The sequence below is a fragment of the Paenibacillus sp. JCM 10914 genome, from assembly GCF_001315105.1.
In the GTDB taxonomy this organism is placed as follows: Bacteria; Bacillota; Bacilli; order Paenibacillales; family Paenibacillaceae; genus Paenibacillus_AQ.
The window spans coordinates 236,963-263,468 of sequence record NZ_BAZR01000001.1; the positions used below are offsets into that span (position 1 = coordinate 236,963).

Below are 26,506 nucleotides of genomic sequence, written 5' to 3' on the forward strand. Positions count from 1 at the left end.
GGCGCTTAACTTTTTGAATAGTCTTAGCGTGGGGAGTGAGGTTGGTTTTTATGCGCTCTAATGAACTGGAGAGAACTTCTATATGACACAATTGACATGTACTACTAATTACCTTGTAAGTGTATTCATGATAGGGATTTCGTTATCCCATTATTTGTGATAGGATAGTAATAATCAGACCGACCTCCAGGTTAATAACCTGTAGGGTCATGACCATTTAAGGGGGATTTATCGTAATGCCAGCAGACAATCTTCAGAAATTATGCTCAGAATCCAGAGAAAAGTTGAAATCTGCTATTTCAATCATGGAAACGTTTTTGAATGAACAAGCTTTGTCTCAATTGGTACCAGATCAGGATGAAGAGAACCTGCACTTCTACAAAGGGTTTCTGTCCGATGTTCGAACTTTACTCGTATTTTCTGAGGTGTCCTACGAGAAGCTAGGTGTTGTGCAGCGTCGCCCTAATTTTGATGTCGATTTTGCCGAGAAGGCTTTGTATAATCTGTATCACCGTAGCGTGAACAACTTCTTCTATCCGAAGAATGAAAGCTATTCCGAAGATGGCCGTTACGCTATACAGGACAAGACGCGATTCGTTTCCGTAAGAAGCCTGTGCGTCCAGCACGCGACGTCATTATGAATATTACTAAAATTTATGAAGAACTGCGGGATGATCTCGCTTATTACGAGAGTGACTATCTGACCGAGCGTCGCATGCATTCTGAGCGTAGTCACGCATAATACGAATTGAATTGAAACCGGAAGCTGTCCTCATGTGAATTTTCTACGGGAACAGCTTCTTTTTGTTATAGCTAATCATTGGTCGAAGACAGGAACTCGGGAGAGTTTACCGTTCTTCGACTTTTTTGTTGTGCTGTCTATTCTTAACAGGGCAAAAAGAGCTTTTCTGTGAATACCGTCCGTGAAGGAAGGAAAAAATATTGAAGAGGTGATGATAAAATGGCCAACGAAGCCAGACCACTTGTGAAATGCAGCGTAAGCAATTGTCATTACTGGGGAGAACAGAATTTCTGTCATGCTGACATGATCATGATTGAAATTGATCGTCATGCGGATATGAAGCTTAATGAAGAGTATGGAGCAGAGGCTTATACCGATAACCATCAGGATTCGGCCGACAAATCTTCTGAGACGTGCTGTCTGACATTTAAACCGAAGGCTTAAACAGAAGGAGGAAAGTCTCTTGGATAAACATCGTGATAACGACAAAGTAAAATGGACCGAAGAACAACGAAATCGAGTTGATTTTCCACGCAGGGATCACCGGGAGGAATATGCAGCGGAAGTTGCTCCACCGATGGAATCCACGATTCGAAATGCTGATGAAGATGTAGAGGATGCATCTACGGCTCGCACCGTTGGATATGTGGGATTGGTTCTAGGCATTGCCTCCTTATTCATGTGGTCGGTTATTCTCGGTCCAATTGCTGCTGTGGTTGGCTACTACGCTTATAACAAGGGCAGTAAAACGACCGGTGCATGGTCCATTGGTTTGGGTATCTTGGCCACTCTCAGTTATTTTGTTCTGATCCCGTTCAGCCGATAATATGTAATACAAACTGTTTTTATACGGTGAGTCCCGCGTCAAGCAGGGATTCGCCTTTTTTAGTTCCAATTGAGTATAGAAGAATGCTCGTGGTTCATGGTAAAATAAAAGAACAGGCTTAATTCATTTATCAGAAAGTGAGCTTCTCTATGCAAATTGATCCTACAATGTCTTGGAAAACGTTGTCCGCTCCTCAATCAAATACGAAGTCTGCTGAATCAGGAACCGAATTCTATCATGTACTGAACAATCTGGTTTCCGAAGATTCTTCCCCAACAGCCAGTCGATCATTGGGGGGGCTTGCCCCGGGAGTAACATGGGAAGATGGGCTGTTATGGCAGCATCTCGGGCAGGGTCAACAGAGCTTATCGGTCTTGGACCAGCAGCAACCTACCGAGGCGTCGGTTTCCACAGTCCCCTTGTCCATCGAAGAATTGATACGGACGGCAGGGGAACAATACGGGGTGCCAATTTCCTTGATCAAGGCTGTGATTGATACCGAATCATCATTTAATTCGAACGCGGTATCGAGCGCAGGTGCTAAGGGACTGATGCAGTTAATGGATGGTACGGCACGAGGCCTTGGAGTTAGTAACTCCTTTGATCCTGCACAGAACATTGACGGCGGAACCAAATATCTGTCCAGCCTCATGCAGCGATTTGGCGGAGAAATGGCAATGGTGCTTGCTGCATACAATGCAGGACCAACGCGTGTCGCGCAGCTCGGTGTTTCGAATGATCAAGAACTGATGTCGGTCCTAGATGGGCTTCCAAGCGAAACACAGGCCTATATCGGCAAAGTGCTGAACGCAGAGATGAAATATAATAACTGACCCACGCGCAGGTTTTGACCAAATGGTAACAGTTCCCTTCATCCGAGAGGTTGATAGGCACTAACCATTTGGTTTTTTTGTGCATGTATTATTGCAGTTGGGCGAATCGTGTTATGATGATGGGTATTGATGAATGCGAATGAGAGGGGAAATTACCTTGATATATTGGGACCATGCTGCAACGACCCCGCCTTACGAAGACGTGATCAATACGATGTCGGAGATTATGAAGCTGCATTACGGGAATCCGTCTGCGCTTCATCAATATGGCGAGGCGGCTCAAAAAGTATTGAAGCGCGCTCGGGAAGTATGCGCGACACAGTTAAACGCGTTGCCCGGCGAAGTCGTATTTACCTCGGGTGCTACGGAAGGTAATAACATGGCGATCAAAGGTGCCGCTATGCAATATAGAAGCAGAGGGAAACATATCGTTACCACGATGACAGAACATCCTTCTGTCTATGAATGCTGTAAGCAACTGGAATCGTTGGGGTGGGAGGTCACATTCCTGCCGGTTAACGCAGACGGCGTTATTGATGTTAACGTCTTGGCAGACGTAATCCGTAAGGATACGGTGTTAGTTAGCGTGATGCACGTGAATAATGAGACCGGGGCAACCCAGCCGCTGGCTGAGATTGGACAGGCGATCAAGGAGCGGAATGCCCGTACGCTATTTCACGTTGACGGTGTTCAGGGGTATGGCAAACTACCCGTCGATCTTTCGGCATGGCAGGCCGATTTATATAGCCTGTCGGCGCATAAGTTCAATGGCCCGCGTGGCATGGGCCTATTATATGTGCGGCAAGGGGTTGAGCTGTTTCCGCTCCTATCCGGAGGATCGCAAGAGTTCGGTTATCGAGCAGGCACGGAGAATGTCGCAGGCGCTGCGGCTATGTCCAAGGCGCTGCGGCTTTCCCGCGAAGGGCAGCCGGATTTCTACAAGCAGGCGGCTGAGTTAAAGCAGTTATTGCTGCAAGGCATTAGCGAGATACCCGGATGGGTGGCGAATAGCTATGATACGGGAGCGCCTCATATTATCCATTGTTCATACCCGGGTCTGAAGCCAGAGGTTCTGGTTCATGCTTTAGAGGAGAACGGTATGCTTCTGTCAACCAAATCGGCCTGCTCCTCGAAGTTAAGTGAACCGAGCAGGGTATTGCTGGCTATGGGCAAGTCGGAGGACATCGCTTCGTCCGGGATTCGCATAAGCTTGGGCAGGGAACATACGCGTGAGGATGTGCGGCTGCTGGTAGAAGCTATATCTTCGGTATGTCAACGATTCCAGCCGTTAACCAACAGAGAGGGGAACCAGAAATGAATTATGATATGCTGCTGCTTCGCTTTGGTGAATTTACCCTCAAGGGTAAGAACCGTAATCGATTCGAGAAATCCGTACTGCAACATATCCGTTCGGTACTCAAACCGTATCCACGAGTGAGAATTATCAGAGAGTACGGACGGTCGCTGGTCGAATTGAACGGGGAATCTCCTGTGGAATTAATCGGCGTGCTGCGTAAGGTATTTGGATTAGTGTCCATTAGTCCGGTACGTGTGTGTCCATCGGAGCTTGATCCTATCATCTCAACAGCCGTCACCATGATGGGACAACAGGCGATAACCGATAATACAACATTTAAGGTGAATGCAAGGCGGGTATGGAAGGCGTTCCCGCATTCATCTCAGGAGATGAATCATCTAGTCGGCTCACCGCTGCTCCGTACTTATCCCGAGCTTAAAGTGAAGGTGAAGCAGCCTGACATTGAGCTGCGCGTGGAGATCCGAGAGAAGGAAACGTATCTGTATTATGAAGTCATACCTGCAAGTGGAGGTTACCCGCTCGGCACGAATGGACGGGCGATGCTGTTGCTATCAGGTGGAATCGATAGTCCTGTGGCAGGTTGGTCGGCTATGCGACGAGGCCTTGAGATTGAGTGTGTGCATTTCTACAGCTTTCCTTATACAAGCCAGCTTGCGAAGGAGAAGGTGATGGAACTGGCGAGATTACTGTCCGGGTATTCGGGTCAAATCAAGCTGCATCTCGTTCCGTTCACGGACGTTCAGACATCATTTGTAGGTATTGGTCAGGAGAATTTGATCATTACTTTTATGCGCAGAGCCATGCTGAGAATTGCTTCGCTGCTTGCCGAGCGTGAAGGTGCGCTGGCTATTGTAACTGGCGATAGTTTAGGACAGGTGGCCAGCCAAACGCTGCCCAGCATGAATGTAATCGGGCGAGCTACGGAACTGCCGATACTCCGCCCGCTTGTAACGATGGACAAGAATGATATCATTCAGCTCGCCCAGGATATTGGAACATTCGAGACCTCGATCTTGCCGTATGAGGATTGCTGCACTTTATTCGTACCGAAGTCACCGACAACGAATCCAAACCTCAATATCGTGGAACGGACGGAGGCTTCCCTGATCCAACTGCCTGCGCTCATACAAGCAGCAGTGGAACAGACGGAGTCGATCATCATCAAGCCGGATATGCAACTGAGCGATCTTGGTCGGGGCGATGCTCAGAACGTCGTTAATGAGGATTGGTTCTAAATAAACTAAAGACGCGCAGGATGATCTTATAAGGATCCGTCCGGCGCGTTTCTTGTTATGTTCCAACGTTTCTTTAGATGTCCTGCTGAGAGGACGCCAACGATAACTGCTGCGATGAACAAGTATTTAATAATTAAATGTCCTTCGAAATATCCGGCAAAGTGCTTCTCCTCCGTGATCATGGAGGAAGCCGTATACGCAAGAACGGCAGAACCCACGTAAATAATCCATGGAAAACGATTGATCAGCTTAATAAACAGCGTGCTTCCCCATACAACAATCGGTACGCTGATCAGAAGCCCAAGCGTTACGAGCAGAATATTATGTTTGGCTGCCCCAGCCACGGCTATGACATTGTCAAGCCCCATCGCCGCATCAGCACGATAATCGTGCGAATGGCTGCGCCAAGATTGCGGCCTGCCTTGATGTTGTCGTGATTGTCATTGTCATCCGTTAACAGCTTGTACGCGATGGCAACCAACAAGATGCCGCCAACGAGCAATAGCCAAGGAATGTTCAGCAGCCAGACGACGAGTATCGTTGCTATAATACGCAGAACGACAGCGCCGACGGTGCCGTAGATAATGGCTTTTTTCTGGGTAGCTTGCGGAAGATTGCGCGCGGCAAGTCCGATGACGATGGCATTATCGCCTGCGAGGATCAAATCCAGGAAGACAATATTAATCAGGGCAAGGAAAAATTCGGCTGTGGTCTCCATGAATGTCACTCCTCTCTAATGCGATTCCAGCATATGACAAAGTGGATATATTATAGGCCTATTTTTCCTGATGTGCAAGCATAGCCTGGCCACCTTCAACATAAGAGTAAAGTGGAGGTGTTCTGGTGGAGACGATATTATTATTGGGACAAATTCTCTTGATTAATCTTGTGCTGAGCGGCGATAACGCGCTGGTTATCGCCATGGCCAGTAGAGACCTTCCTGACGTGCACCGCAAACGCGCCGTGTGGATCGGAACGGTGGGAGCCGTGCTTCTTCGCTGTATATTGACTTTTGCGGCTGTGCTGCTGCTTAAGATTCCGTTCTTGCAAGCATGCGGAGCCCTTCTGCTTATGTGGATTGCCATCAAGCTGATGATGCAAAACGAGCATGAGAATGTTGCGCTAAATCGCTCATTAACAATATGGGCTGCCGTGAATACGATTCTTATTGCCGATTTTGTGATGAGTCTGGACAATGTACTTGCGATTGCCGGATTAGCTCAAGGGGATCTCGCCCTAATTGTAATTGGCATTCTTCTAAGCATTCCGATCGTGGTATGGGGCAGCGGATTAATATCCAAACTTCTGCGGAAATTCCCTGTATTGCTGTATATAGGGGCAGGTATATTAGCGTTAACTGCCGGTGAGATGCTCGTTTCGGATTCCAGAGTCGGTCTGCTGCTTGTTTACTGGATGCCGCAATCTCATCAATTGCTGCCATTGCTAATTGCGATCGCGGTGATGCTAATCGGAGGCTTGCAGACGATTCGACGTCCCAGGATTTGAGTTTGTAACCAAGCAGGTGGCTGCATTTGTGCAGTCGCCTGTTTGCGTTTGCGTCGCTTTGAAATATCAGGTAATGTTATATAAGGATGTACAAGCGCAAGATATGGTTTTTATTGTCGTTATAGGCTAAAATTAATGTAATGAATTCCAACTTATCTTCCAGACAAGACCATACATATAATGAAGAGAGGGTGATCGGATGTCCTCCAGAAAAGATTTGGCGCTCGGTATTTTCATCGTTGTTGCTGGAGTTGTAATATTCCTCGGTAAGCTCGGTGTATTTGGTTTTCTTGGCCGTACGTTATGGCCGCTCGTGCTGCTCCTGCCCGGTATTTTGCTGCATCTGCTGTTCTTTGCACGCCGCGCATCGGCTGCAATCTTGATTCCGGCAGGCATTCTTACCGTTTACGGACTGTTGTTCTTCATCTGCAACTTTGCAGGTTGGGGGCTCATGGCTGTTTTGTGGCCAGTTCTGATGCTCGGTATAGCTGTAGGCATGTACGAGTATTATGTATTCGAAACGCCGCGACCTGCGGCCGCTCTGCCCATTGCACTCGGACTTACGCTTCTGTCCGTTCCGATCTTCATCTTCAGCTGGCTGTCAACGGGAGCGTTCTATATTATTGCGTTGATCTTGATTGCCGCGGGAATTTGGATAATCTTTGGCCGCAATCGGTCAAAACGCCAGAATAAATGGAGCAGAGGCTGGTAAGTATTGCTGGAAGTTTTCTGAAAAGACTTGATTTCTTCGTTCATTTGCCTATATTATAGGAAGTATGTTGAAGCGTCGGCATGTCGTCCGGCGCTTTCTTTGTGGCTCATTCGAACAGAAGGGATTTGAGATATATTTATGCAATCAAGAGATCAGATTCGCAACATTGCCATTATTGCTCACGTTGACCATGGCAAAACTACACTTGTTGACCAACTGCTGCAGCAGTCCGGTATTTTTCGGGAACATGAAACGCTGCAGGAACGGGCGATGGACTCCAACGATTTGGAGCGCGAACGCGGAATTACCATCCTAGCCAAGAATACGGCTATTACGTATAAAGATTTCTTGATTAACATCGTAGATACACCAGGGCATGCTGACTTCGGTGGAGAAGTAGAGCGTATTATGAAGATGGTTGACGGCGTTCTGCTCGTTGTTGATGCTTATGAGGGCTGCATGCCGCAGACCAAGTTTGTATTAGGTAAGGCGCTTGCTCATAACTTGACGCCGATCGTGGTCGTAAACAAAATCGACCGCCCGGCGGCTCGTCCGAGTGAAGTGATTGATGAAGTGCTGGATCTGTTCATTGAGCTTGGAGCGAATGACGATCAATTGGACTTCCCTGTCGTGTATGCATCTGCCTTGAATGGTACTTCCAGCATGAATCCAGAGCAGCAAGATGATAACATGCTTGCTCTGTATGAGACCATTACTGACCATATTCCTGCACCAACGGAGAAAATAGACGAGCCGTTGCAATTCCTCGTGACGCTGATGGATTACAATGAGTATTTGGGTCGTATCGCTGTGGGCCGTGTAAATCGCGGTATCATTAAGCAAGGACAACCGGTTACGGTTATGCTCCGCAACGGTTCCACCAAGAATGCTCGTATTGAGAAACTGTTCGGCTTCCAGGGATTGAAGCGGATCGAAGTTGCAGAAGCGGGTGCGGGTGACATTGTTGCCATCGCAGGAATCAAAGATATTAACATCGGCGAGACCATCGCGGATCCACAACATCCTGAAGCACTTCCGGTTCTTAAGATTGACGAGCCTACCTTGCAGATGACGTTCCTGGTGAACAACAGTCCGTTTGCCGGACGCGAAGGAAAATGGGTGACTTCTCGTAAACTGCGCGACCGTCTCTTCAAAGAGCTTGAGACCGATGTAAGTTTACGAGTGGATGAGACCGACAGCCCGGATGCCTACATCGTATCAGGACGTGGTGAGCTTCATCTTGGCATCTTGATCGAGAATATGCGCCGTGAAGGTTACGAGCTTCAAGTATCGAAACCAGAAGTTATCGTAAGAGAGATTGATGGATCTAAGATGGAGCCAATCGAGCGTCTGATGATCGATGTGCCGGAAGAGAGCATGGGTGCAGTCATGGAGAGCTTGGGAACACGCAAAGCCGAAATGGTGAATATGGTTAACAACGGCAACGGTCAAGTGCGTCTGGAATTCCTGATTCCGGCTCGTGGTCTTATCGGTTACCGTACACACTTCTTGACTCTGACACGGGGCTACGGCATAATGAACCACGCATTCGATAGCTATGGGCCGCTTATTGGTGGTCAAGTTGGTGGACGTCACCAAGGAGTGCTAGTTTCTACGGAGAATGGATCTTCAACTTTCTATGGCATGTTGGGTGTTGAAGATCGCGGAACTTTGTTCCTCGAACCTGGTACCGAAATTTATGAAGGTATGATCGTCGGAGAACATACCCGAGACAACGATATCGTCGTAAATATTTGCAAGGAAAAGCAATTGACGAATGTGCGCTCGGCAACCAAGGACGACACGGTAAAATTGAAAACTCCCGTGATCTTCTCGCTTGAGCAAGCACTTGAATATCTGAACGATGACGAGTATTGTGAAATCACGCCGAAATCCGTACGTCTGCGCAAGAAGATTTTGAACAAGAGTGAGCGCGAGCGTGCCGAAAAACATCGTAAAATGGCCCAAGCCAATCTATAATGATAGAGAATGTCTTGTCCTAAAGGAGTGAAACGATCATGCAGGAATGGTTCGCCGCGCATCCCCTCATCTCGTATATATTGATCTTTGTGTTGATTACCTATGTGTATAACAAGGTATTCCGGGTCAGGCAGAAGCTTCCGTTGCTAAAGGAGATTCTGCTGTATATCCTGATGGCACTTGGATCAGCCATTCTGCTTGTGTTTCAAATCGACAAGCTGCCGATTATCCAATGTTTGCTGGTGGCAGTGGCGTTGATGCTGATGGTCCGGATTCGCTATTTTGTGGAAGAACGTCAGAAAAAGAAATCCCAGACCGAGCCGAAGTCCTAGAAGTTAATGTCATTCACACCGTAACGGCAACTTTTTGTCTGTTTCCCGCGTTTATTATGAGAGTGAAGTCAACCAGAGTCCGGTAAATGCTTCGTTATACGAAGTGTATACCGGACATTCATCTAATTTGAATGAAATAAGGTGTAATGTTATGAATCCTACTCATACCAATCTCCCTCCAAGAGCTAGAAGCGGGGGGAAGGGCAAGAATCAGCAGACGACGAAAAAGAAAAAGAAAAGTCCATGGAAGTCCTTTTTTAAATTCATTCTGATTGTACTGCTGCTAGCCGTGCTTACGGTTGCAGGATATGCCGTGTATTTAGTTATGAAGGGCAATGAGGTTATTGACCAGACAGGAATCGACAAGCCGGTACCTCCGGGTCAATCCGCTAAAGAGAAACCGCTGACCGTTCTGCTTCTCGGGACTGATCATCGCCCGGAAACCGGGACATACCTGACGGATGTCACGATGGTCGCCACGTTAAATCCGGATACGAATTCGGCGACGCTGGTATCCCTGCCCAGGGATACAAGGATCGAACTGGAAGGCTATAAAGTGGGTAAACTGAATGGTTTCTATCCTAATTTCAAGGCGGCATACAATAGGGCCGAGAAAAAAGAATCAGGCAGCGGCATTCCTGCCGAGGATGAAATGAAGACGATGATGAGCAAATACTTGGGCATCAATATCGATTACGTGACCGTCATCGACTTTCAAGGTTTTCGCGAAGTTGTCGATACGTTCGGCGGCGTTCAGGCCAATGTACAGTACAACATGTGTTACCGTGACACGGCTGACGGCACCGACATCAATCTAAAGGCGGGGCCTCAGAAGCTGGACGGCACCCAGGCACTGGATTATGTAAGGTACCGTAAATCGTCGAGCAATTGTACGCCAAGAACGAAGGAGTCGAACGACTTCGACCGTAACGCCCGTCAGAGTGAGGTATTGCATTCGTTGCTGGACCAGATGAAAAGTTTCGGCGGCGTGACAAAAGTCGGAAATGCACTCGATGCTGTGAGCGATAATATGGTTACCGACTTCGAACGGCAGCAAATCCGCAACGTACTTCAGACTTACTATGACATCGGTAAAGAAGACGTCAAGTTCATGCCGGTTGTTGGCGAATGGAGAAGTCCTTTCGTATATGTGGGTGAGAAAGAACTTAATGCGGCGAGACAAGCGCTGCAAGACGAGCTTTCCGGTAAACATCAAGCTGCTGCGGCTGGGACAGAAGCGGATTCTGTGCCTGCTCCGTGATATTGAAGGCAAGTTTTAGCTTGTGATATAATACAATATATCAGATGGAGATCATTGTACAGGGGGCCGAAGCATGTCCTACCTTTCACAGCATTCGATATTTGTTAATCACAGCATGAAACACGATGCCAAATCTCATATAGAAGGTCTGACCGCTGACGCAGCTGACATGCTGATTAAAGGCGTCGTTATGACCATAAGTAAAGCCCAGTGAATTTTCACTGGGCTTTTTTGTATGAAATTTGGGGAGACATGCCGTACAACCTCAGGTAATGGCAGCCAATGGTAATGCAATACCGGACTTTTTGTCAGGTAGTGTCTATCGATTGCGATGAGGTTTGATTTTCTTGGCTTTCACTTTCTCGCGACTGCTCGGTGTTACGGTCTGTTCTTCGTCATCGGCTTCTCCATCTCTAGGTGTTACATCTTCAGGCAATTGCGGAATGATGCGTCCGACAATATCGGCAAGCTCTGTAGCAATGCCGGAGACGGGATGACCTTCCTGGATATGGCGGCCAAGCTCGGTGATTCGGTTCGTGATATCCATATCGGCCGTCACTAAGGCATTAGCGCCTGCCGGATCGGATTGGAGTGCTTCAGCGACTGTATATTTAATGCTTCCAACTTGTGCACGATCTAGATTTCCATCCACATTCAGTCCAACGACAGCCGTGTTACCCATGACGACACAATTGGCATTTTCCACGCCAGGAACGTGCTCCGCCAGTGATTTCAAATGATTTGCGGTTGTCGGATCGACCTTAACGTTTTCATCATTCTCGTCAATAATTTGACCGTTGTTCGTGTCAGAGACGTTACCCTTCCAATGGTTGACGTGATTTCTAGTCCCGTTCATGTCCTGCGCGTTATGAGCAGTTGTCCCGTTATGTTGATTACGAGGAGAGGGTGATGCATTGTTATTCATGTTCCCGCAGCCAGCCAGCAGCAGTACAGTTAACATAAGGGAGAGCGCGATTTTCATGGTGATCTGTCCTTTCATAGTAGAGTTCGTTAAATGACTCCAGTCGCTAAACCTATTATGTCCGGGACGATTTTCGTTTATGTGTGTACCTGATGAAGAAGCAGTGGAGGGATAAGATGAAAAAAATATTTGTGCTGGATACCAACGTACTTCTGCATGATCCTCAATCGATTTATGCGTTTGAGGAGCATGAAGTCATCATTCCTGCGGTGGTTCTTGAAGAGATTGACTCCAAGAAGCGAAATGCCGATGAGATTGGCCGTAATGCACGTACCGTTTCCCGCATTTTAGACGGCTTCCGCGAACGAGGTCATCTGCATGACGGAATATTGCTAGAGAATGGCGGTACGTTGAAGGTCGAATTGAATCATCGCAGCTTCGTCAAGGTACAGGAATTATTTAGTGAGGCTTCCAACGACAATCGAATATTGGCGGTTGCGTTGAATTATAAATTGGAGGAGGATCCGAAGCAGGACGGAAGACCTGTCGTGATTGTCAGCAAAGATGTATTGGTTCGGGTCAAAGCGGATGTACTGGGTTTAACGGCCCAGGATTATTTATCGGATCGGACCGCCGAGCCGAGCGAATTATTTCCTGGGCACTCCACATTAAAGGTTCACCCATCGGTTATCGATGAATTTTATAGTTACCGTTATTTGCCGATCAAGCCACTGCAACTCTCATATCCGCTGTACCCGCATGAATTCGTCATTCTGAAAGATGAGATGGGAACCGGCAAATCCGCACTTCTGAGAGTCAATGAGGATGCATCGAGATTAGAGCCGCTGCACTTGAGCAATGATCCTGTGTGGGGAATCAGTGCTCGCAATGCTCAGCAGCGAATGGCAATCGAATTGCTGCTTAACGATGATATTCCGTTGGTTACGATTACGGGCAAAGCAGGTACGGGCAAAACTTTGCTGGCGCTTGCGGCTGGCCTATCCAAAGTGGAGGATGAGCATAAATACAAAAAACTGCTCATTGCTCGTCCGGTCGTTCCCATGGGGAAAGACATCGGTTATTTACCAGGCGAGAAGGACGAGAAATTGCGACCATGGATGCAGCCGATTTATGATAATTTGGAATACTTGTTTGATACAAAGAAATCTGGCGATATCGACAAAATATTAATGGGATTAGGGAGCATTCAGGTTGAGGCGTTAACCTACATCCGCGGTCGCTCCATTCCAGGACAGTTCATCATCGTTGATGAAGCGCAGAATTTGTCCAGACATGAGGTTAAAACCATTGTTTCTCGTGCAGGGGAAGGAAGTAAGGTTATTCTAATGGGAGATCCGGAGCAGATTGATCATCCTTATCTGGATGCGGTTAGTAACGGTTTAACTTATGTTGTGGAAAGATTTAAGCAAGAGAGCCTCAGCGGGCATATTACTTTAACGAAGGGCGAACGATCCAAACTTGCCCAATTGGCAGCGGATTTGCTATAACCATTTATTTCCCGAGAAATGAAGCAAACCACCCGGGCTGTTCCGCGTAGATTGATCTACAGGAGCAGCTCTTTTTGCACTGTAATCAATTAGTAATATATGGACTATGGAATTCGTAAAAAAAGATAGGACAAGAGTACTAGAAGTTTGGTAAAATAAGGACACATAGCAAAAGGAGTGAAGACGGGAATGAAGCGGAAAAAATATTGGTTTCTGTTCGCAATCTTACTGTTATCTTTGTCCAGCTTATCTCCCAGCTTTGACTTCACTCATAACACAAGGCGGGAACCACCGGGAGATGACCCTGTTCCGCCACAGCAAAGACCAGAAATTCCAGAAAGCGATCTGGGGCCGATTAAGGTCGGCGTCCAGTTAGAACCTGATCAGATTGTTGCGCTGAGCAAGCTGAATGAACATTTCATGGACGAGACTGGGGCAAGGGTGGAGATCATCCCGTTCGCATCAGAAACGCAAGATAAGGATTCTTTCTTGCTTCATATGACTTTGGGGGATGGTCCGGATATATTGCTTACCGATTCCCACTACATTAAAGCGCTTGCAATGAATGGATATCTTATGCCCGTAGATTCTTCTCAATCCGTAGTTACCGGCGGCGAGATTATCAACGGATTACTATCACCCCTTCAATGGAACGGTTACCAATGGGGTGTGCCGTTTGATATGGATCCTTACGTGATGGTAAGGGAGCAGAAACATAAAGACGGAAGTGCATTTGAAATGCCGATAGATCATGCGTCATGGCTGGATCTCTTCGAAGCGTATGAGGACGAGGCTCAGACGCCGCTGATTTCATTTGATCTACACGACCCGTATGCCTTTGGTGCAGCGGTGCATCTGTTAGAAGGGAATCCATCCCTTCCGGAAGAAGAAGTGCTTGACCTGCTGTTACGTAACGCTGAAGTCAGTGCTCCTGAAACCGACGATGCGGAGCAACAATCAAAGGATGTGAACCCAGGTAAGTCACCGATCGTGATCGGACCCTATTCCCGTATTGAGGCCAAGGATCTTTCTGATTCTTCCTATGGGTTGGCCACGGGGCAGGCTCATCTCAATACGCCCGTCGTTCGTACGAGAAGTCTGGCTGTATCCGCACACACCGAATCGTCAGCCCTTGCTATGAAATGGATCGCTTATATGACAAGTAAGGAGATCGAACAGCAGTGGAGTCAGTCGGTCGGAACGTTGCCGGTCATTTCCGAATTGTTCGTTAACAGCAGTATGATAGGCGATACGGGATTATGGCAAGCGGCGGCCTTACCGATTCAGTTGCTGCTGACAAGAAACGAAGCGGCTGTGCTGGAATTCGGCAATACGGAAGGATTGACTACGTATAAGAATTTCGCGACGCGGCTGCTTGAAGGACGGATCACGAAGGAAGAATATATGGAGTTATATCGCATAGAAGAAGCGAAATGAAGCGGCAAGAGGCTAAATGCCATCCAAATCCCTGGTCCAGAAACTGACTTCATGTAGAAAGAACCGTTCTTAGATAAATGGTAGCCACACGCTTCCACTTACCTAAGAACGGTTTCTTTGTGTCTAACATTTAGAGGATCTGCTCAACGTAGCGGTAGGGACGAATCGATTCGTCCACGGAGCGGTTCGAACAGCAAAAAGGGTATCTCGCAAATTTTACAAATCCAGTTCAAGTTTAACAATTAGCCTTTGATCCGTACTTGTGACCTCTGTGGCTTTGAGGAAGGACACCAGCGCTTTCGGATAGAAATTCATGTCGAACTCCTCCTGCAGCGCTCTACGCGTCGTATCCGGTAGTTCCAGGCGATTGAATACTAGTTTATCAACCTGGAACATGATTGCATTCTCGGGTTCATTGATAATGGTATATTTCCCCTCAATGAGCAGTGACAGATTCCCACTCTCGCCAGAGGCTATGACTTTTCCGTCCTCAAAGCGAAAGGCAAATGTTTCGAAAATCGTATCCTGTGATCGTAGAAATCCGTTGAGATCATCTTGATGAATATCGATGGTATACACTTTGCCATTCGTTCGCAGCATGTTCTTGCTGCCCTGAATGAATTGCGGCAGATTGTCCATTGCTCCTGCTAGTGCCTGGAAATGGCGTTTTACTTCATAAAGACCTACATTTTCCCAATACAAGGTGAATTCTTGAATCAGTTTCTTCATCGCTTCCGGATTGCTGCTAGCTGATAACGCCCCATCCACTTGCTGTTCCAAGGCTAGTACCCGTTTACGCTGCTGAAGCAGACTTTCCTTCACCTCTTGTAGCTGTGTTTCGTTCCGGGCCGCTTCTGCCTGAGCCGAAGCGAGTGAGCGATACCGATGATTGTAGGCTTGCAGTGTATCGCGGTCATTCTGCATAATGATGTCGTAATAATCAAGAATCCGGAAAAAACCTGCCAAATCCTTAGCTGATATTAGCATTAAATATAATTGATTTCGTTCACCCATGTAATAAGACCGAAGTACAGCCCCTGCACGTTCTCGCCGATCCTCGATTCGTAGACCCATGTCCTCGATTTGAACCTGAAGTTGATCTTGCATCTTCTGAAGCTCATCCAGCCGCACAGTAATGCGATCAATTTCGTGATCGATCTCCACGATGGACAGACTGTCTTCAAGAAGTTGGCGCGCCTCTTCCGTATCTGGCAGGACTGGATTCGTGTCTTGTTGTGAATATACGGCCAGGGGCGCCGTGAAAGAGCAGATCAGAAGGATCAAGCAGAACGTGAACGGGAGGATTGGATATTTCTTGCGTACAATCAAACGTTAGTCCTCCTTGAATGGTTGTTATTCGAAAGGATCCACTCACTGTCCCTTCATTTTAACCAATATATGACGTGTCCGACTCATTTATCAACCATGGAATGAAAAAAGCGACCAAGGCGCCGTAGCGCCTGATCGCCTTATTTCTGATGTCGTTACTCTAATTGCAAGGAAAATCCACCGGTATTCAGCATCAGGCTTGTCCAAGGTGTAAGTACCGGTGGAAATATGGTTCCTTGCATGGTTTACGTATTAGAGTGGTTTGCCCATTATGAAGACCGTCCAATAGCTAAAGCCCGTGAAGGTCACGATCATATAAGCCCAGAAGAGAAGAATATAGGTTCTCTCCGTGAATTTCAAATATCCCAGGATCACGAAGAAAGCGGTCTGCATGAAGAAGAGCAGTGCCATCTCGATATGATCTCCCGCAAAGGCCATTAACCCGATGGTTAGGGTAAAAAAGCCAAGAACTCGAAACATCCGTGCCACGATTATATCCTCCTCTCGTATGTACGCACATAATGCCGCTATGAACATTATAGCGTTATGGCAAAATCGTGTAAACGTCTAACTCAATAAAAGCCGTCATTTTTTATCTTGTCCATCAATCAAGCAATAAATTTGTAACAAATTATTCGAATCCACGCTTTTCCCTACAGTTAGAGTATGATCTGTATTCAAAATGGAAATACATTTTAGTATCAAATAGATTCTATGAACTCTATGAGAGGCATAGAAATGAATTAAGCAGTTTTTATACCCTATTCAGAGGCCGGTTACGGTATTGAAGACGGTTATTTTAGGATGTCGTTAGGAGGGTTTTATGGTATGTCAGCAGTGAGACAGGATGCATGGAGTGCAGAGGACGACCTAATATTAGCTGAGGTAACCCTGCGTCATATTCGTGAGGGCAGTACCCAATTGGCTGCTTTTGAGGAAGTGGGAGAGAGAATCGGCCGGACATCGGCAGCATGTGGATTTCGTTGGAATAGCTGTGTGCGCAAGAAATATGAGGACGCCATTAGCTTGGCGAAATCTCAGCGTCAGAAGAGAAGTTATTATAAAAAACAACCTTCAGCGAGTGGAGCACAAGTTGCAGGGCTGCCCGTTTCCGATCTGGAACAGGATGTTTATAAGGCAGAAGGCGTCAGCGAAGAAGCATTGTCGATTGATGCAGTGATTCGATTCCTGCGTCAGTGGAAAGGCGGCGTACAGGAAAGTTCTCGTCAGCATAAATTGCTTGAGCGGCATCTGCGGGAGAAGGATGAGGAACTGACAAGGCTTCGGAGCGAGAACCAGCGCTTATTGAAGGAAGTGAGCGAAGTCAAAACCGACTATCACGTCGTGAATGATGATTATAAGGCATTGATTCAGATTATGGACCGGGCACGAAGATTGGCCTTTCTGAATGAAGAAGACGAGGAACTGAAGACTCGCTTCAAAATGGATGCTAACGGTAACTTAGAACGAATTGAATAAATAAGCTTGGTGTACCGGACGTAACCCGCATAAGTGCATGTTCATGTGCTTTGGCGGGTTATTTGTGTGTAAATGGAGGATTCTGATATATACTATAGCTAGTACAATGGATCTATTACCGTATATGGAGGATAGAATGAATATACATATTGTGGGATCTGGCTCACTTGGACTTTTATATGGAGGTAAGCTTGCCGCCGCTGGGAATGAGGTTACCTTATGGTGCCGTCGTGAGGAACAAGCAGATCAATTGAATGCATCCGGTATCACCGTATTCGATTCCAGTGGTAAGAAGTTCGTGGTTCAGCATGGGTTATTCCAAGCACAGGCAATATCCGGTCCTCCTTATGCGATCGCTAAGGCGGATGCGGTGCTCTTGATGTTGAAGCAGCATGGAATTGAAGCGATTGCCAAATCTCTCCTCGCCAAAGTGGTCCATGGAAACCGACAACTGTTTTGTTTTCAGAACGGGGTAGGCCATATGGAGCAGTTGCAAGAATGGTTGCCAGAATGGACGCTTCACCAAGCCATCACGACAGAGGGAGCGAAGCGCACCGATGCCATCTCTGTTCTACATGCGGGTCAAGGAACGACAACGATTGGCACAATGGGGCAGAAGAGTGATCAAGTAAACACGGAAAGCGACAATCCACTCGAAATTGAGCTGGTAAAGCGGCTTCAAGGAGCAGGATTTGAGGCTTTTTTGTCGAATGAAATGGAAGAGATCATTTACCGGAAATTGCTGATCAATGCCGTAATTAATCCGTTGACGGCGCTATGGCGCATTCCCAATGGTGAACTGTTATCCTCGGCGGAGCGAATCGCGGTAATGAAGCTGTTATATGATGAGGCAGTGGCGGTGTACCGAGCGGCTGGTCTGTCATACGGCCAGGATATGTGGGAGCAGCTCTTGAGCGTCTGCAAGGCGACTTCAGGCAATACGTCCTCGATGCTGAAAGATGTTCTGGAAGGAAGAGTGACGGAAATCGCCTGGATTAACGGGAGTATCGTTCGAATTGGCGATAAGTTCGGACAAGCTGCACCGAACCACCAACTCGTATTGCAGCTCATTGAGGGGATGAATATATAGGAGGTCTGAGCATGGGATTCTTGCAAGATCTATTTAACTTTTTGAGCTTGGTTCCATTTATTCCTTTTTTACTTGTCTATTATATCGTCGTCAGAAGAAATAAAAATCGCAAGCAAGCATTGGAGCTGGCGATGGATGTCACAACGTTCTTTCTGATCTTTTCGGTATCGGCATTGTTTAACAATACTTTCCAGTCAAAATCAGGTTTTTATCTGATACTTTTGCTACTATTGATCGGAGCGGGATTAATTGGAAGTGCCCAGAACCGTTGGAAGGGAAGGGTTAACGGGAAAAGGCTGTTTCGAGCCGTTTGGCGACTTGGCTTTATCAGCATGAGCGTTGGATACGTAATTTTTACATTTTTTGGCCTCCTAACATACATAATTAAGGTTACTTAAGCACAACATAATATCTACAATCTATAGTAAAATCTGCTTGGTCATTACGATCAGGCAGATTTTTCAATTTATTGATAGATGGATTTTTTTGACCACTGGTTGTATAATCGTTAAGCATAATAATCAATGAGGGGGATAAGGCAAGATGAAGAAACACAAGAAAATGTTGCTACTCATGACACTGATTCTTGCATTTAGTTCAGTGTTGGCCGCATGCGGAGCAAACAACAATGATCAAGGTGCTAACAACGGGGAAAACGGAGAGAAACCGAAAGAGCAGATCTTCCGTATGAACCTTGCTTCTGATCCTCCAACATTGGATCCGGGATTAGCTCAGGATAATACATCGAACACGGTAATCAGTGCTGTGTTTGAAGGCTTGGTCATTAAAGGTGAAGATGGCACAGAACTGCCAGGCGTTGCCAAAAACTGGGACGTGTCCGAAGATGGATTGAAATATGTTTTCAACCTTCGCCAAGATGCGAAATGGAGCAACGGCGATTCAGTAACGGCTAAAGATTTCGAATTCGCATGGAAACGCGTGCTTGATCCGAATGCAGCCCCAGCATCACCATATGCTTATCAGCTGTATTACATCAAGAATGCTGAAGCTTACAACAACGGTGACGTTGCGGATGCCGGTGAAGTTGGCGTAAAGGCAACGGATGATTATACGCTTGAAGTTACGCTTGAGAATCCAACACCGTACTTCCTGAGCTTGATGTCATTCCAAACTTACTTCCCAGTTCATAGCTCTGTAGAAGGTAATGCTTCTTGGGCTACTAAACCAGATACCTTAATCGGTAATGGTCCGTTCAAAGTTTCACAAATGACTAAAGGTCAGAAGATTGAACTCGTGAAAAATGATCAATATTGGGATCTTGAATCCATTAAACTTGACAAAGTATCCATGAGCATCGTAAACAGTTCAGCTACCGAGTTGGCAAGTTATCGCAACAACGAGCTGGATTATGCAGGTCATCCAACGGGCAATATCCCTACGGACCAGTTGAATGCTGTTAAGAACGAGCTTAGTGACGAACTGATGATTAAAGGTATCTCCTCTACCTATTTCTATATTTTCAACACAACTGAAGAGCCATTTGACAATGTGAAGATTCGTAAAGCGTTCTCTATGGCAGTAGATCGTAATGCAATTGTTGAGAAGATTACACAAGGCGGACAACTCCCTGCCTTCGGATTCGTACCTCCAGGTATCAAAGGTGAGCATGAAGAATACCGTGAGGAAGTTTCGGATGCATACTTCGAAGAGAACCTCGAAGAAGCGAAGAAACTGCTAGAGGAAGGTATGCAGGAAAAAGGCTACACTACGCTGCCAGAAGTTACACTGATTCACAACTCGGATGACAACCACAAGAAAATTGCGCTTGCCATCACCGACATGTGGAAGAAGAACCTTGGCGTGACCGTGAAAGTTCAAAACCAAGAATGGGGCGTATTCCTGAAGAACCGTGACAACCTGGATTATCAGATTGCGCGTTCCGGCTGGGGTGCGGACTATAACGACCCGATGACTTATATCGATATGTGGACGTCTAATGGCGGTAACAACGATACAGGCTTCAAGAACGAACAATACGACAACCTTGTCAAGGAAGCTTATGCCACCGACGACAATGCGAAGCGTATGGAACTGATGGCTGAGGCTGAGAAGATCCTCGTGGAGGAGAACCAAGTGGTTATGCCGCTGTACTACTACTCCAGCGTGTCTCTGGTTAAACCATGGGTGAAGAACCTGCATCTGGACTATAAAGGCGATATTGATTTCACACGTGCATATATTGAGTAGTCTTTTGTAAGACTTTGAAAGTAAAAGGTTACTGTTCGGGATATATATGTGGGGCTTCATCTGAACCTCATATATATCCCGATTTTTTGTATGGCGTAACGACTTCCAAATCTTGTATTGGTTTAGAACATTCACGAGCAGGAGGCATTCAACATGCTGAGGTATGTGGCGAGTAAGTTTTTTTACATGCTTGTATCGTTGTTCATACTGATCTCAGCCACTTTTTTTCTTATGAAAGCCATACCGGGCGATCCGTTTATGGGAGAGAAAAAGCCTTCGCCTGAAATCTTGGCGAGGCTGATGGAGCAGTATGATTTAGATAAACCGGTATTTCAGCAGTACACGAAATACCTGGGCAATATTATTCAGGGTGATTTGGGCTTGTCCATGAAGCATCAGGGACAATACGTAACAGACATCATATTGGATACTTTCGGTCCGTCACTGAGACTCGGTCTGATCGCTATCGTTGTATCCGTCATCGTTGGGGTACTTCTTGGTATGCTGGCAGCCCTGTATCACCGTAAACTGATCGACAATGTGGCGATGATCGTATCCGTTCTGGGTATCGCGGTGCCGAGCTTTGTGCTCGCATCTTTGCTGCAGTTCCTGTTGGCCGAGAAAGCCGGGATATTCAATGTCATGGGCTTTGACGGACCGCTCGATTACGTGCTGCCAGTTATGGCGCTGTCCGCTCAACCGATTGCGTTTATCGCTCGCTTGACAAGGTCCAGTATGCTGGAAGTGCTGCATTCCGATTATATCAAGACGGCTAAGGCAAAAGGACTTAACTGGTTCGCTATTATGTTCCGTCACGTCATTCGTAACGGGATCTTGCCGGTCGTGACGTATGTCGGTCCTATGACGGCGAATATTATTACCGGTTCTGTTGTTATTGAGCAGATCTTCGGTATCGGTGGTATCGGTAAGCAGTTTGTGGAGAGTATTACAAACCGTGACTATACCGTCATAATGGGAATTACCATATTCTACGGCATCCTGTTAATGCTGGCGCGATTTATCACGGACATCGTCTATGTGCTCGTTGATCCGCGTATTAAATTGTCCGGCGGGAAGGAGGGGTAGATATGGCGACAGAGAACAAAATGACTCATCCAGCAGCTCAGAATTTAACACCGGAGGATTTCCAGAAGATTGGTCCAGATGAGAAACAATCGGAAGTAATCCAGCGGGAGAGCTTGTCATCGTGGAAGGATTCCTGGGAGAGACTGCGTAAGAACAAGCTGGCCATGTCCGGCTTGGTCATTATGATACTGATTATTTTCATGGCGATTATCGGCCCGATCATTTCGGTATATGATTACGAAACCAATGATTTGATGAATACGAACATGCCGCCTTCGGCCGAGCATTGGTTCGGAACGGATGATCTGGGTCGCGACGTCTTCGTCCGTACATGGATGGGAGCACGCATCTCGCTTACCGTCGGTTTGGCTGCCGCTGCCATCGACTTGATCATCGGTGTTATTTACGGAGGGATGATGGGCTACTTCGGTGGTCGAGTGGATGAGTTCATGAATAAGTTTGCTGAAATCCTGTACTCGATCCCTTACCTGCTCGTAACGATCTTGCTGCTCGTGGTTTTCGAACCAAGCCTGGGTACGATTATACTGGCCCTGACGATTACAGGATGGATTAATATGTCCTGGATTGTGCGGGGCGAAATCATGCAACTGAAGAGCAGGGAGTTCGTGCTTGCTTCTCGCTCGATGGGCGCAAGCGCTCCAAGGCTGTTGTTCCGACATCTGATTCCGAATGCCATGGGTCCGATCATCGTTACCCTGACGTTATCCGTGCCAAGTGCGATCTTCGCGGAGGCGTTCCTAAGTTTCCTGGGTCTTGGTGTTCAGGCGCCGGTTGCGTCATGGGGTTCCATGATCAACGACGCCCTTTCCGGCTGGATGTACTATCCATGGCGGATGTTGTTCCCGGCACTCTTTATCAGTTTAACGATGTTAGCATTTAACATTTTCGGTGATGGCTTGCGTGATGCACTTGATCCGAAATTGAAAAAATAGGGAGGTGGGAAGGTATGGAACCGATCTTGCAGGTGAAAGACCTCAACGTATCGTTTCGTGTCCGTGGCGGTGAAGTCAAAGCTGTTCGCGGCGTGAATTTTGAAGTCGGCAAGGGGGAAACGGTTGCCATCGTCGGTGAATCCGGCAGCGGTAAAAGTGTTACCGCCCAAACCATTATGCGTTTGATTCCGTCCCCGCCATCAGAGATTAAGAAAGGGGAGGTCATATTTCAAGGACAAGATCTCCTCAAGAAAACCAATCGACAGATGGAAGCGATTCGCGGCAAAGACATCGGAATGATCTTTCAGGATCCGATGACCTCGCTCAATCCAACCATCAGAATTGGGAAACAGATTACGGAGGTGCTGATCAAGCACCAAGGAATGTCTTACTCCCAGGCGAGAAAACATGCGATTGAAATGCTGGAGCTGGTCGGCATTAAGAATGCTGAAGCGAGGTTTAATCAATATCCGCATGAGTTCTCCGGCGGTATGCGCCAGCGTGCGATGATTGCGATCGCGCTGGCTTGCAGACCGAGTCTGCTGATCGCCGATGAACCGACGACAGCACTCGATGTAACGATCCAGGCCCAGATTATGGATGTTATGAAGGAAATGCAGCAGAGATTAGGAACGTCGATCATTCTGATTACCCATGATCTTGGTGTCGTAGCCGGCATGTGTGATCGCGTAATTGTCATGTACGCTGGTGAAGTGGTGGAGACGGGAACCAAGTGGGAGATATTCAAAAACCCACAGCACCCGTATACGAAAGGATTACTTCGTTCAATGCCGCGCCTGGATCAGAAGAAAAACGAACCTCTGATACCGATTATCGGTACGCCACCGGATCTGATCAAGCCGCCTGTAGGCTGTCCGTTTGCGGCTCGCTGTGATGAAGCTATGAAGATCTGTGAACGCATCGATCCGGGAGCAACGGAATTCAGTGATACGCACATCGCGCGCTGCTGGAACTTGCATCCGATGGCGAAGGAGGCCCAGGGCTCATGAAGGATAACCACTTGATTGAGGTGAAGGGCCTCAAGAAGTATTTCAATGTTGGAAACGGCAATGTTCTGAAGGCTGTAGATAACCTGAACTTCTATATTCGCGAAGGCGAGACGCTTGGAATGGTGGGCGAATCCGGCTGCGGTAAATCGACGGCTGGCCGGACGATCCTAAGATTATATGAGCCGACGGCTGGCAGCGTGAACTTCAACGGAACGGATATCTACAAGCTATCCCCGAAGAAGATGAAGCGATGCGCCGGGATATGCAGATGATCTTCCAGGATCCGTATGCTTCGCTCAACCCGAGATTTACGGTATCGGATATTATCGGCGAGGCGCTGGATATTCACGGGATGGCCGGCAGCCGTGCTGAACGGAAGAAGCGGATCGAGGAACTGCTGGATATGGTTGGTTTGAACAGCGATCACGCTACGCGGTACCCGCATGAGTTCTCCGGCGGACAGCGTCAACGGATTGGCATTGCACGTGCGCTTGCCGTGAATCCGAAGTTTATTATCTGTGACGAGCCCATCTCTGCGCTTGACGTATCCATTCAAGCTCAAGTTGTCAATTTGCTCAAGGATTTGCAGGATCGGCTGGGTCTGACGTATCTGTTCATTGCCCATGATCTGTCCATGGTGAAGCATATCAGTGACCGCGTAGCGGTTATGTACCTCGGTAAGATGGTGGAATTGGCGGACAGTGAAGAGTTGTATGCGAATCCACTGCACCCCTATACAAAGACGTTGTTGTCAGCAATCCCGATCCCGGACCCGGAGATCGAGGCGAACAAACAGCGGCTTAAGATGGAAGGCGATCAGCAAGGGCCGATCACCGCAGCCAAAGGTGAGGATGGGACTGTACAGCTCGATCTGGACGATACCGAACTTGTTGAGGTGTCCAAAGGGCATTGGGTGGCAAAGGCTTATGCTTGATGGCTTGAGCCATGACGATAGATGCAATTACGACAGCCGCGGGCATTACGCCTGCGGCTATTCTTTTCCTTTGACGCACAATGCCAACATTCGGTACAATCAAGAAAGGTTTTATTTATATAGAATAAATCTGATTGCGACGCTAGAATAGGAGGCAGACCCCATGAATATCGTTCCGGAACCGTTGTCCCTCTCATCGCGTCTTGCTCATCAATATATTCACCAGTTCGAACAGGTCAAAGGATTCTATGGTGAAGATTATCGCAGCGAGCGTGGAAATGCCGAGCGGATGAAATGGCTGGATCATTCTGAAGACACACGAGTTCAGCGGCAAGCGCTGACAGACTGTCTTCGGACGTATAGTAAGAAATTCAATAATCACCATGCCGTACATACATCTCTGGACCTTCTGGCTCAGAAGGGGACTTTAACCATGGTTGGCGGTCAACAAAGCGGTTTGTTCTCAGGGCCGCTGCTTGTTATATATAAAGCGATATCCGTTATTCAAGCGGCACGCGAGGCGCAAGCACGTCTCCGTCGCCCGGTAGTGCCAGTGTTCTGGATCGCGGGCGAAGATCATGATTGGGATGAAGTGAACCATGCGTATTTCCAGGGACAGGGGCATCAGATTAACAAGATCAAGCTCGATCCGAAGGATGGCCTCAGAACGTCTGTAAGCTATACGGATGTAACGGGGGAAGACTGGGAGGCGATGCTGCAGGAGCTGCAGCAGCAGCTTTCCGATGGCGTTAATAAGCAGGAGCTTATCCAGTTGGCGCGTATGTCGGTTCAGGATACAACCTCATTAAGTGAAGCCTTTGCCAAGCTGCTCGGAGCATTGTTCGGGCGATATGGCTTGATCCTGCTCGATTCGGCCGACCCTGGGCTTCGTGCACTCGAGATTCCTGTGTTCGAATCACTTATAAAGCGCAGTAAGAATCTAGCCTTTCGTACCAACAAGCTGCCAGAGATATTGCCGGTCTTGGATATGAGGTTCAAGCGGACGTAGCCGAGAACGGGGCGAATCTGTTCTATCTGCATGAAGGAAGGAGATTGCTGTTGTACCGTGACGGCGACGTCTTCTCGGATCGTAAGGGAATGGTATCACTCACGGAGCAGCAACTGCTGGAGCAGCTTCACCAGCATCCGGAGCGATTCAGCAACAATGTGTTAACGCGTCCGATTATGCAGGATTCCTTGCTGCCCGTGCTCGGTACGATTCTGGGGCCAGGGGAGATTGCGTACTGGTCCATTACCCGATATGCATTCGCGGATATGGGACTGCAGATGCCGCTCATCATCCCGCGCATGTCATTCTCGTTGATAGACGATAACGTTCGGAAGCAGATGGAGAAATATGAACTATCCTTTCAGGATGTGATTTCGTCACTCGCTGCGAAGCGCAAGCAATGGCTGGACAGCCAAGATGAGCTTCGGCTCGATGAACGATTCCGCCAGACGAAGGAGCAGTTCGAAGAATTATATCAACCGCTAATTGAAGATCTTGGCAGAATGCAGCAAGGACTGTTAAGATTAGGGATGAAGAACAAAGATAAAATTTCAGAACAGATGGATTATTTGCTGAATCAAGCAAGGAATGCGCTCGAACAACAGCATGAAGCCGCACTAGCGCAGTGGCAACGCATTGAGCATACGCTACTGCCGAATGGTGTGCCGCAGGAGCGGGTTTATAATATTTTCGAATATATGAACCGTTACGGGGTGGACCTTGTGGATCGTTTAATGGAGGTTCCATATGAAGGTTCGGGCATTCACCGGGTGATTTACGTATAATGTTCCAAGTA

The 26,506-nt window shown here is 47.4% G+C and carries 25 protein-coding genes and 3 pseudogenes; 24 read left to right on the plus strand and 4 right to left on the minus strand.

Features of this window, described 5'->3' with window-relative positions:
- The first annotated feature begins 236 nt into the window (after positions 1-236).
- The 6 genes and pseudogenes from JCM10914_RS01085 (at position 237) to thiI (ending at position 4,954) form a co-directional block, all read left to right on the plus strand.
- A pseudogene (locus JCM10914_RS01085) lies at positions 237-742 on the plus strand (YpuI family protein).
- Positions 743-961: 219 nt separating this feature from the next.
- Complete coding sequence (locus tag JCM10914_RS01090) at positions 962-1,186, plus strand: DUF1540 domain-containing protein (protein ID WP_023956376.1); 225 nt, start codon at positions 962-964, stop codon at positions 1,184-1,186.
- 19 nt (positions 1,187-1,205) lie between these two features.
- Positions 1,206-1,568 (plus strand): hypothetical protein, encoded by a 363-nt coding sequence (locus JCM10914_RS01095; protein ID WP_023956378.1) that lies wholly within the window; start codon positions 1,206-1,208, stop codon positions 1,566-1,568.
- Between the two features lie 149 nt (positions 1,569-1,717).
- Positions 1,718-2,401 (plus strand): lytic transglycosylase domain-containing protein, encoded by a 684-nt coding sequence (locus JCM10914_RS01100; RefSeq protein ID WP_023956380.1) that lies wholly within the window; start codon positions 1,718-1,720, stop codon positions 2,399-2,401.
- A 157-nt stretch (positions 2,402-2,558) separates the two neighbouring features.
- Positions 2,559-3,719, plus strand: a complete 1,161-nt coding sequence (locus JCM10914_RS01105; protein WP_036716734.1) for a cysteine desulfurase family protein — start codon at positions 2,559-2,561, stop codon at positions 3,717-3,719.
- Complete coding sequence (gene thiI / locus JCM10914_RS01110) at positions 3,716-4,954, plus strand: tRNA uracil 4-sulfurtransferase ThiI (protein WP_023956384.1); 1,239 nt, start codon at positions 3,716-3,718, stop codon at positions 4,952-4,954. The genes JCM10914_RS01105 and thiI overlap by 4 nt, the downstream gene beginning before the upstream one ends.
- A 26-nt stretch (positions 4,955-4,980) precedes the next feature.
- Here thiI and JCM10914_RS01115 read toward each other — a convergent pair.
- Positions 4,981-5,672, minus strand: a pseudogene (locus JCM10914_RS01115) (TerC family protein).
- A 125-nt stretch (positions 5,673-5,797) separates the two neighbouring features.
- On the opposite strand from JCM10914_RS01115, the gene JCM10914_RS01120 reads away from it, so the two are divergent.
- The 6 genes from JCM10914_RS01120 (at position 5,798) to JCM10914_RS28715 (ending at position 10,959) form a co-directional block, all read left to right on the plus strand.
- Positions 5,798-6,460, plus strand: a complete 663-nt coding sequence (locus JCM10914_RS01120; RefSeq protein ID WP_023956390.1) for a TerC family protein — start codon at positions 5,798-5,800, stop codon at positions 6,458-6,460.
- A 199-nt stretch (positions 6,461-6,659) separates the two neighbouring features.
- Entirely contained in the window at positions 6,660-7,172 is a 513-nt protein-coding gene (locus tag JCM10914_RS01125) for a hypothetical protein (protein ID WP_023956392.1), read from the plus strand.
- A gap of 138 nt (positions 7,173-7,310) precedes the next feature.
- Positions 7,311-9,152 (plus strand): translational GTPase TypA, encoded by a 1,842-nt coding sequence (gene typA, locus JCM10914_RS01130; RefSeq protein WP_023956393.1) that lies wholly within the window; start codon positions 7,311-7,313, stop codon positions 9,150-9,152.
- A 38-nt stretch (positions 9,153-9,190) separates the two neighbouring features.
- A complete protein-coding gene (locus JCM10914_RS01135; RefSeq protein ID WP_023956395.1) occupies positions 9,191-9,484 on the plus strand; it encodes a YlaH-like family protein in 294 nt (97 codons plus the stop codon).
- Positions 9,485-9,635: 151 nt separating this feature from the next.
- Entirely contained in the window at positions 9,636-10,745 is a 1,110-nt protein-coding gene (locus JCM10914_RS01140; RefSeq protein WP_023956398.1) for an LCP family protein, read from the plus strand.
- A gap of 73 nt (positions 10,746-10,818) precedes the next feature.
- A complete protein-coding gene (locus JCM10914_RS28715; protein ID WP_156332295.1) occupies positions 10,819-10,959 on the plus strand; it encodes a hypothetical protein in 141 nt (46 codons plus the stop codon).
- A 105-nt stretch (positions 10,960-11,064) separates the two neighbouring features.
- Here JCM10914_RS28715 and JCM10914_RS01145 read toward each other — a convergent pair whose 3' ends face one another.
- Entirely contained in the window at positions 11,065-11,727 is a 663-nt protein-coding gene (locus JCM10914_RS01145) for a YhcN/YlaJ family sporulation lipoprotein (RefSeq protein ID WP_023956400.1), read from the minus strand.
- Between the two features lie 116 nt (positions 11,728-11,843).
- On the opposite strand from JCM10914_RS01145, the gene JCM10914_RS01150 reads away from it, so the two are divergent.
- A complete protein-coding gene (locus tag JCM10914_RS01150) occupies positions 11,844-13,175 on the plus strand; it encodes a PhoH family protein (RefSeq protein ID WP_023956402.1) in 1,332 nt (443 codons plus the stop codon).
- A 189-nt stretch (positions 13,176-13,364) separates the two neighbouring features.
- Entirely contained in the window at positions 13,365-14,612 is a 1,248-nt protein-coding gene (locus tag JCM10914_RS01155) for an extracellular solute-binding protein (RefSeq protein ID WP_023956404.1), read from the plus strand.
- Between the two features lie 216 nt (positions 14,613-14,828).
- Here JCM10914_RS01155 and JCM10914_RS01160 read toward each other — a convergent pair whose 3' ends face one another.
- Positions 14,829-15,941: a hypothetical protein gene (locus JCM10914_RS01160; protein WP_023956405.1), complete on the minus strand. Its 1,113-nt coding sequence runs from the start codon at positions 15,939-15,941 to the stop codon at positions 14,829-14,831.
- A gap of 252 nt (positions 15,942-16,193) precedes the next feature.
- Positions 16,194-16,430, minus strand: coding sequence for a DUF2626 domain-containing protein (locus JCM10914_RS01165; RefSeq protein WP_023956407.1), 237 nt, complete (start codon positions 16,428-16,430; stop codon positions 16,194-16,196).
- 339 nt (positions 16,431-16,769) lie between these two features.
- On the opposite strand from JCM10914_RS01165, the gene JCM10914_RS01170 reads away from it, so the two are divergent.
- The 10 genes and pseudogenes from JCM10914_RS01170 (at position 16,770) to bshC (JCM10914_RS31205) (ending at position 26,495) form a co-directional block, all read left to right on the plus strand.
- On the plus strand, positions 16,770-17,420 hold the full coding sequence (locus tag JCM10914_RS01170; protein ID WP_023956408.1) for an RsfA family transcriptional regulator: 651 nt from the start codon (positions 16,770-16,772) through the stop codon (positions 17,418-17,420).
- 136 nt (positions 17,421-17,556) lie between these two features.
- Positions 17,557-18,510, plus strand: a complete 954-nt coding sequence (locus JCM10914_RS01175; protein ID WP_023956410.1) for a ketopantoate reductase family protein — start codon at positions 17,557-17,559, stop codon at positions 18,508-18,510.
- A gap of 11 nt (positions 18,511-18,521) precedes the next feature.
- Entirely contained in the window at positions 18,522-18,908 is a 387-nt protein-coding gene (locus JCM10914_RS01180) for a DUF3397 domain-containing protein (protein ID WP_023956412.1), read from the plus strand.
- 145 nt (positions 18,909-19,053) lie between these two features.
- Positions 19,054-20,718, plus strand: coding sequence for an ABC transporter substrate-binding protein (locus tag JCM10914_RS01185; RefSeq protein WP_023956414.1), 1,665 nt, complete (start codon positions 19,054-19,056; stop codon positions 20,716-20,718).
- Between the two features lie 153 nt (positions 20,719-20,871).
- On the plus strand, positions 20,872-21,804 hold the full coding sequence (locus JCM10914_RS01190; protein WP_023956417.1) for an ABC transporter permease: 933 nt from the start codon (positions 20,872-20,874) through the stop codon (positions 21,802-21,804).
- Positions 21,805-21,806: 2 nt separating this feature from the next.
- Positions 21,807-22,757, plus strand: a complete 951-nt coding sequence (locus tag JCM10914_RS01195; RefSeq protein ID WP_023956419.1) for an ABC transporter permease — start codon at positions 21,807-21,809, stop codon at positions 22,755-22,757.
- 14 nt (positions 22,758-22,771) lie between these two features.
- A complete protein-coding gene (locus tag JCM10914_RS01200; RefSeq protein ID WP_023956420.1) occupies positions 22,772-23,767 on the plus strand; it encodes an ABC transporter ATP-binding protein in 996 nt (331 codons plus the stop codon).
- Positions 23,764-24,701: pseudogene (locus tag JCM10914_RS01205) on the plus strand (ABC transporter ATP-binding protein). The gene JCM10914_RS01200 and the pseudogene JCM10914_RS01205 overlap by 4 nt, the downstream one beginning before the upstream one ends.
- A gap of 163 nt (positions 24,702-24,864) precedes the next feature.
- Positions 24,865-25,710, plus strand: a complete 846-nt coding sequence (gene bshC, locus JCM10914_RS31200; RefSeq protein WP_023956427.1) for a bacillithiol biosynthesis BshC — start codon at positions 24,865-24,867, stop codon at positions 25,708-25,710.
- Complete coding sequence (gene bshC, locus JCM10914_RS31205; protein ID WP_269433828.1) at positions 25,674-26,495, plus strand: bacillithiol biosynthesis cysteine-adding enzyme BshC; 822 nt, start codon at positions 25,674-25,676, stop codon at positions 26,493-26,495. Before bshC (JCM10914_RS31200) ends, bshC (JCM10914_RS31205) begins: the two co-directional genes overlap by 37 nt.
- Positions 26,496-26,506: the final 11 nt, after the last annotated feature.

What these genes read in the sequence shown, in the direction of transcription:
- JCM10914_RS01090 (WP_023956376.1), top strand. Translation starts at nt 962, where the DNA reads ATGGCCAACGAAGCCAGACCACTTGTGAAATGCAGCGTAAGCAATTGT.
- JCM10914_RS01100 (WP_023956380.1), top strand. Translation starts at nt 1,718, where the DNA reads ATGCAAATTGATCCTACAATGTCTTGGAAAACGTTGTCCGCTCCTCAA.
- thiI (WP_023956384.1), top strand. Translation starts at nt 3,716, where the DNA reads ATGAATTATGATATGCTGCTGCTTCGCTTTGGTGAATTTACCCTCAAG.
- JCM10914_RS01125 (WP_023956392.1), top strand. Translation starts at nt 6,660, where the DNA reads ATGTCCTCCAGAAAAGATTTGGCGCTCGGTATTTTCATCGTTGTTGCT.
- typA (WP_023956393.1), top strand. Translation starts at nt 7,311, where the DNA reads ATGCAATCAAGAGATCAGATTCGCAACATTGCCATTATTGCTCACGTT.
- JCM10914_RS01135 (WP_023956395.1), top strand. Translation starts at nt 9,191, where the DNA reads ATGCAGGAATGGTTCGCCGCGCATCCCCTCATCTCGTATATATTGATC.
- JCM10914_RS01140 (WP_023956398.1), top strand. Translation starts at nt 9,636, where the DNA reads ATGAATCCTACTCATACCAATCTCCCTCCAAGAGCTAGAAGCGGGGGG.
- JCM10914_RS28715 (WP_156332295.1), top strand. Translation starts at nt 10,819, where the DNA reads ATGTCCTACCTTTCACAGCATTCGATATTTGTTAATCACAGCATGAAA.
- JCM10914_RS01145 (WP_023956400.1), bottom strand. Translation starts at nt 11,727, where the DNA reads ATGAAAATCGCGCTCTCCCTTATGTTAACTGTACTGCTGCTGGCTGGC.
- JCM10914_RS01150 (WP_023956402.1), top strand. Translation starts at nt 11,844, where the DNA reads ATGAAAAAAATATTTGTGCTGGATACCAACGTACTTCTGCATGATCCT.
- JCM10914_RS01155 (WP_023956404.1), top strand. Translation starts at nt 13,365, where the DNA reads ATGAAGCGGAAAAAATATTGGTTTCTGTTCGCAATCTTACTGTTATCT.
- JCM10914_RS01170 (WP_023956408.1), top strand. Translation starts at nt 16,770, where the DNA reads ATGTCAGCAGTGAGACAGGATGCATGGAGTGCAGAGGACGACCTAATA.
- JCM10914_RS01175 (WP_023956410.1), top strand. Translation starts at nt 17,557, where the DNA reads ATGAATATACATATTGTGGGATCTGGCTCACTTGGACTTTTATATGGA.
- JCM10914_RS01180 (WP_023956412.1), top strand. Translation starts at nt 18,522, where the DNA reads ATGGGATTCTTGCAAGATCTATTTAACTTTTTGAGCTTGGTTCCATTT.
- JCM10914_RS01185 (WP_023956414.1), top strand. Translation starts at nt 19,054, where the DNA reads ATGAAGAAACACAAGAAAATGTTGCTACTCATGACACTGATTCTTGCA.
- JCM10914_RS01190 (WP_023956417.1), top strand. Translation starts at nt 20,872, where the DNA reads ATGCTGAGGTATGTGGCGAGTAAGTTTTTTTACATGCTTGTATCGTTG.
- JCM10914_RS01195 (WP_023956419.1), top strand. Translation starts at nt 21,807, where the DNA reads ATGGCGACAGAGAACAAAATGACTCATCCAGCAGCTCAGAATTTAACA.
- JCM10914_RS01200 (WP_023956420.1), top strand. Translation starts at nt 22,772, where the DNA reads ATGGAACCGATCTTGCAGGTGAAAGACCTCAACGTATCGTTTCGTGTC.
- bshC (WP_023956427.1), top strand. Translation starts at nt 24,865, where the DNA reads ATGAATATCGTTCCGGAACCGTTGTCCCTCTCATCGCGTCTTGCTCAT.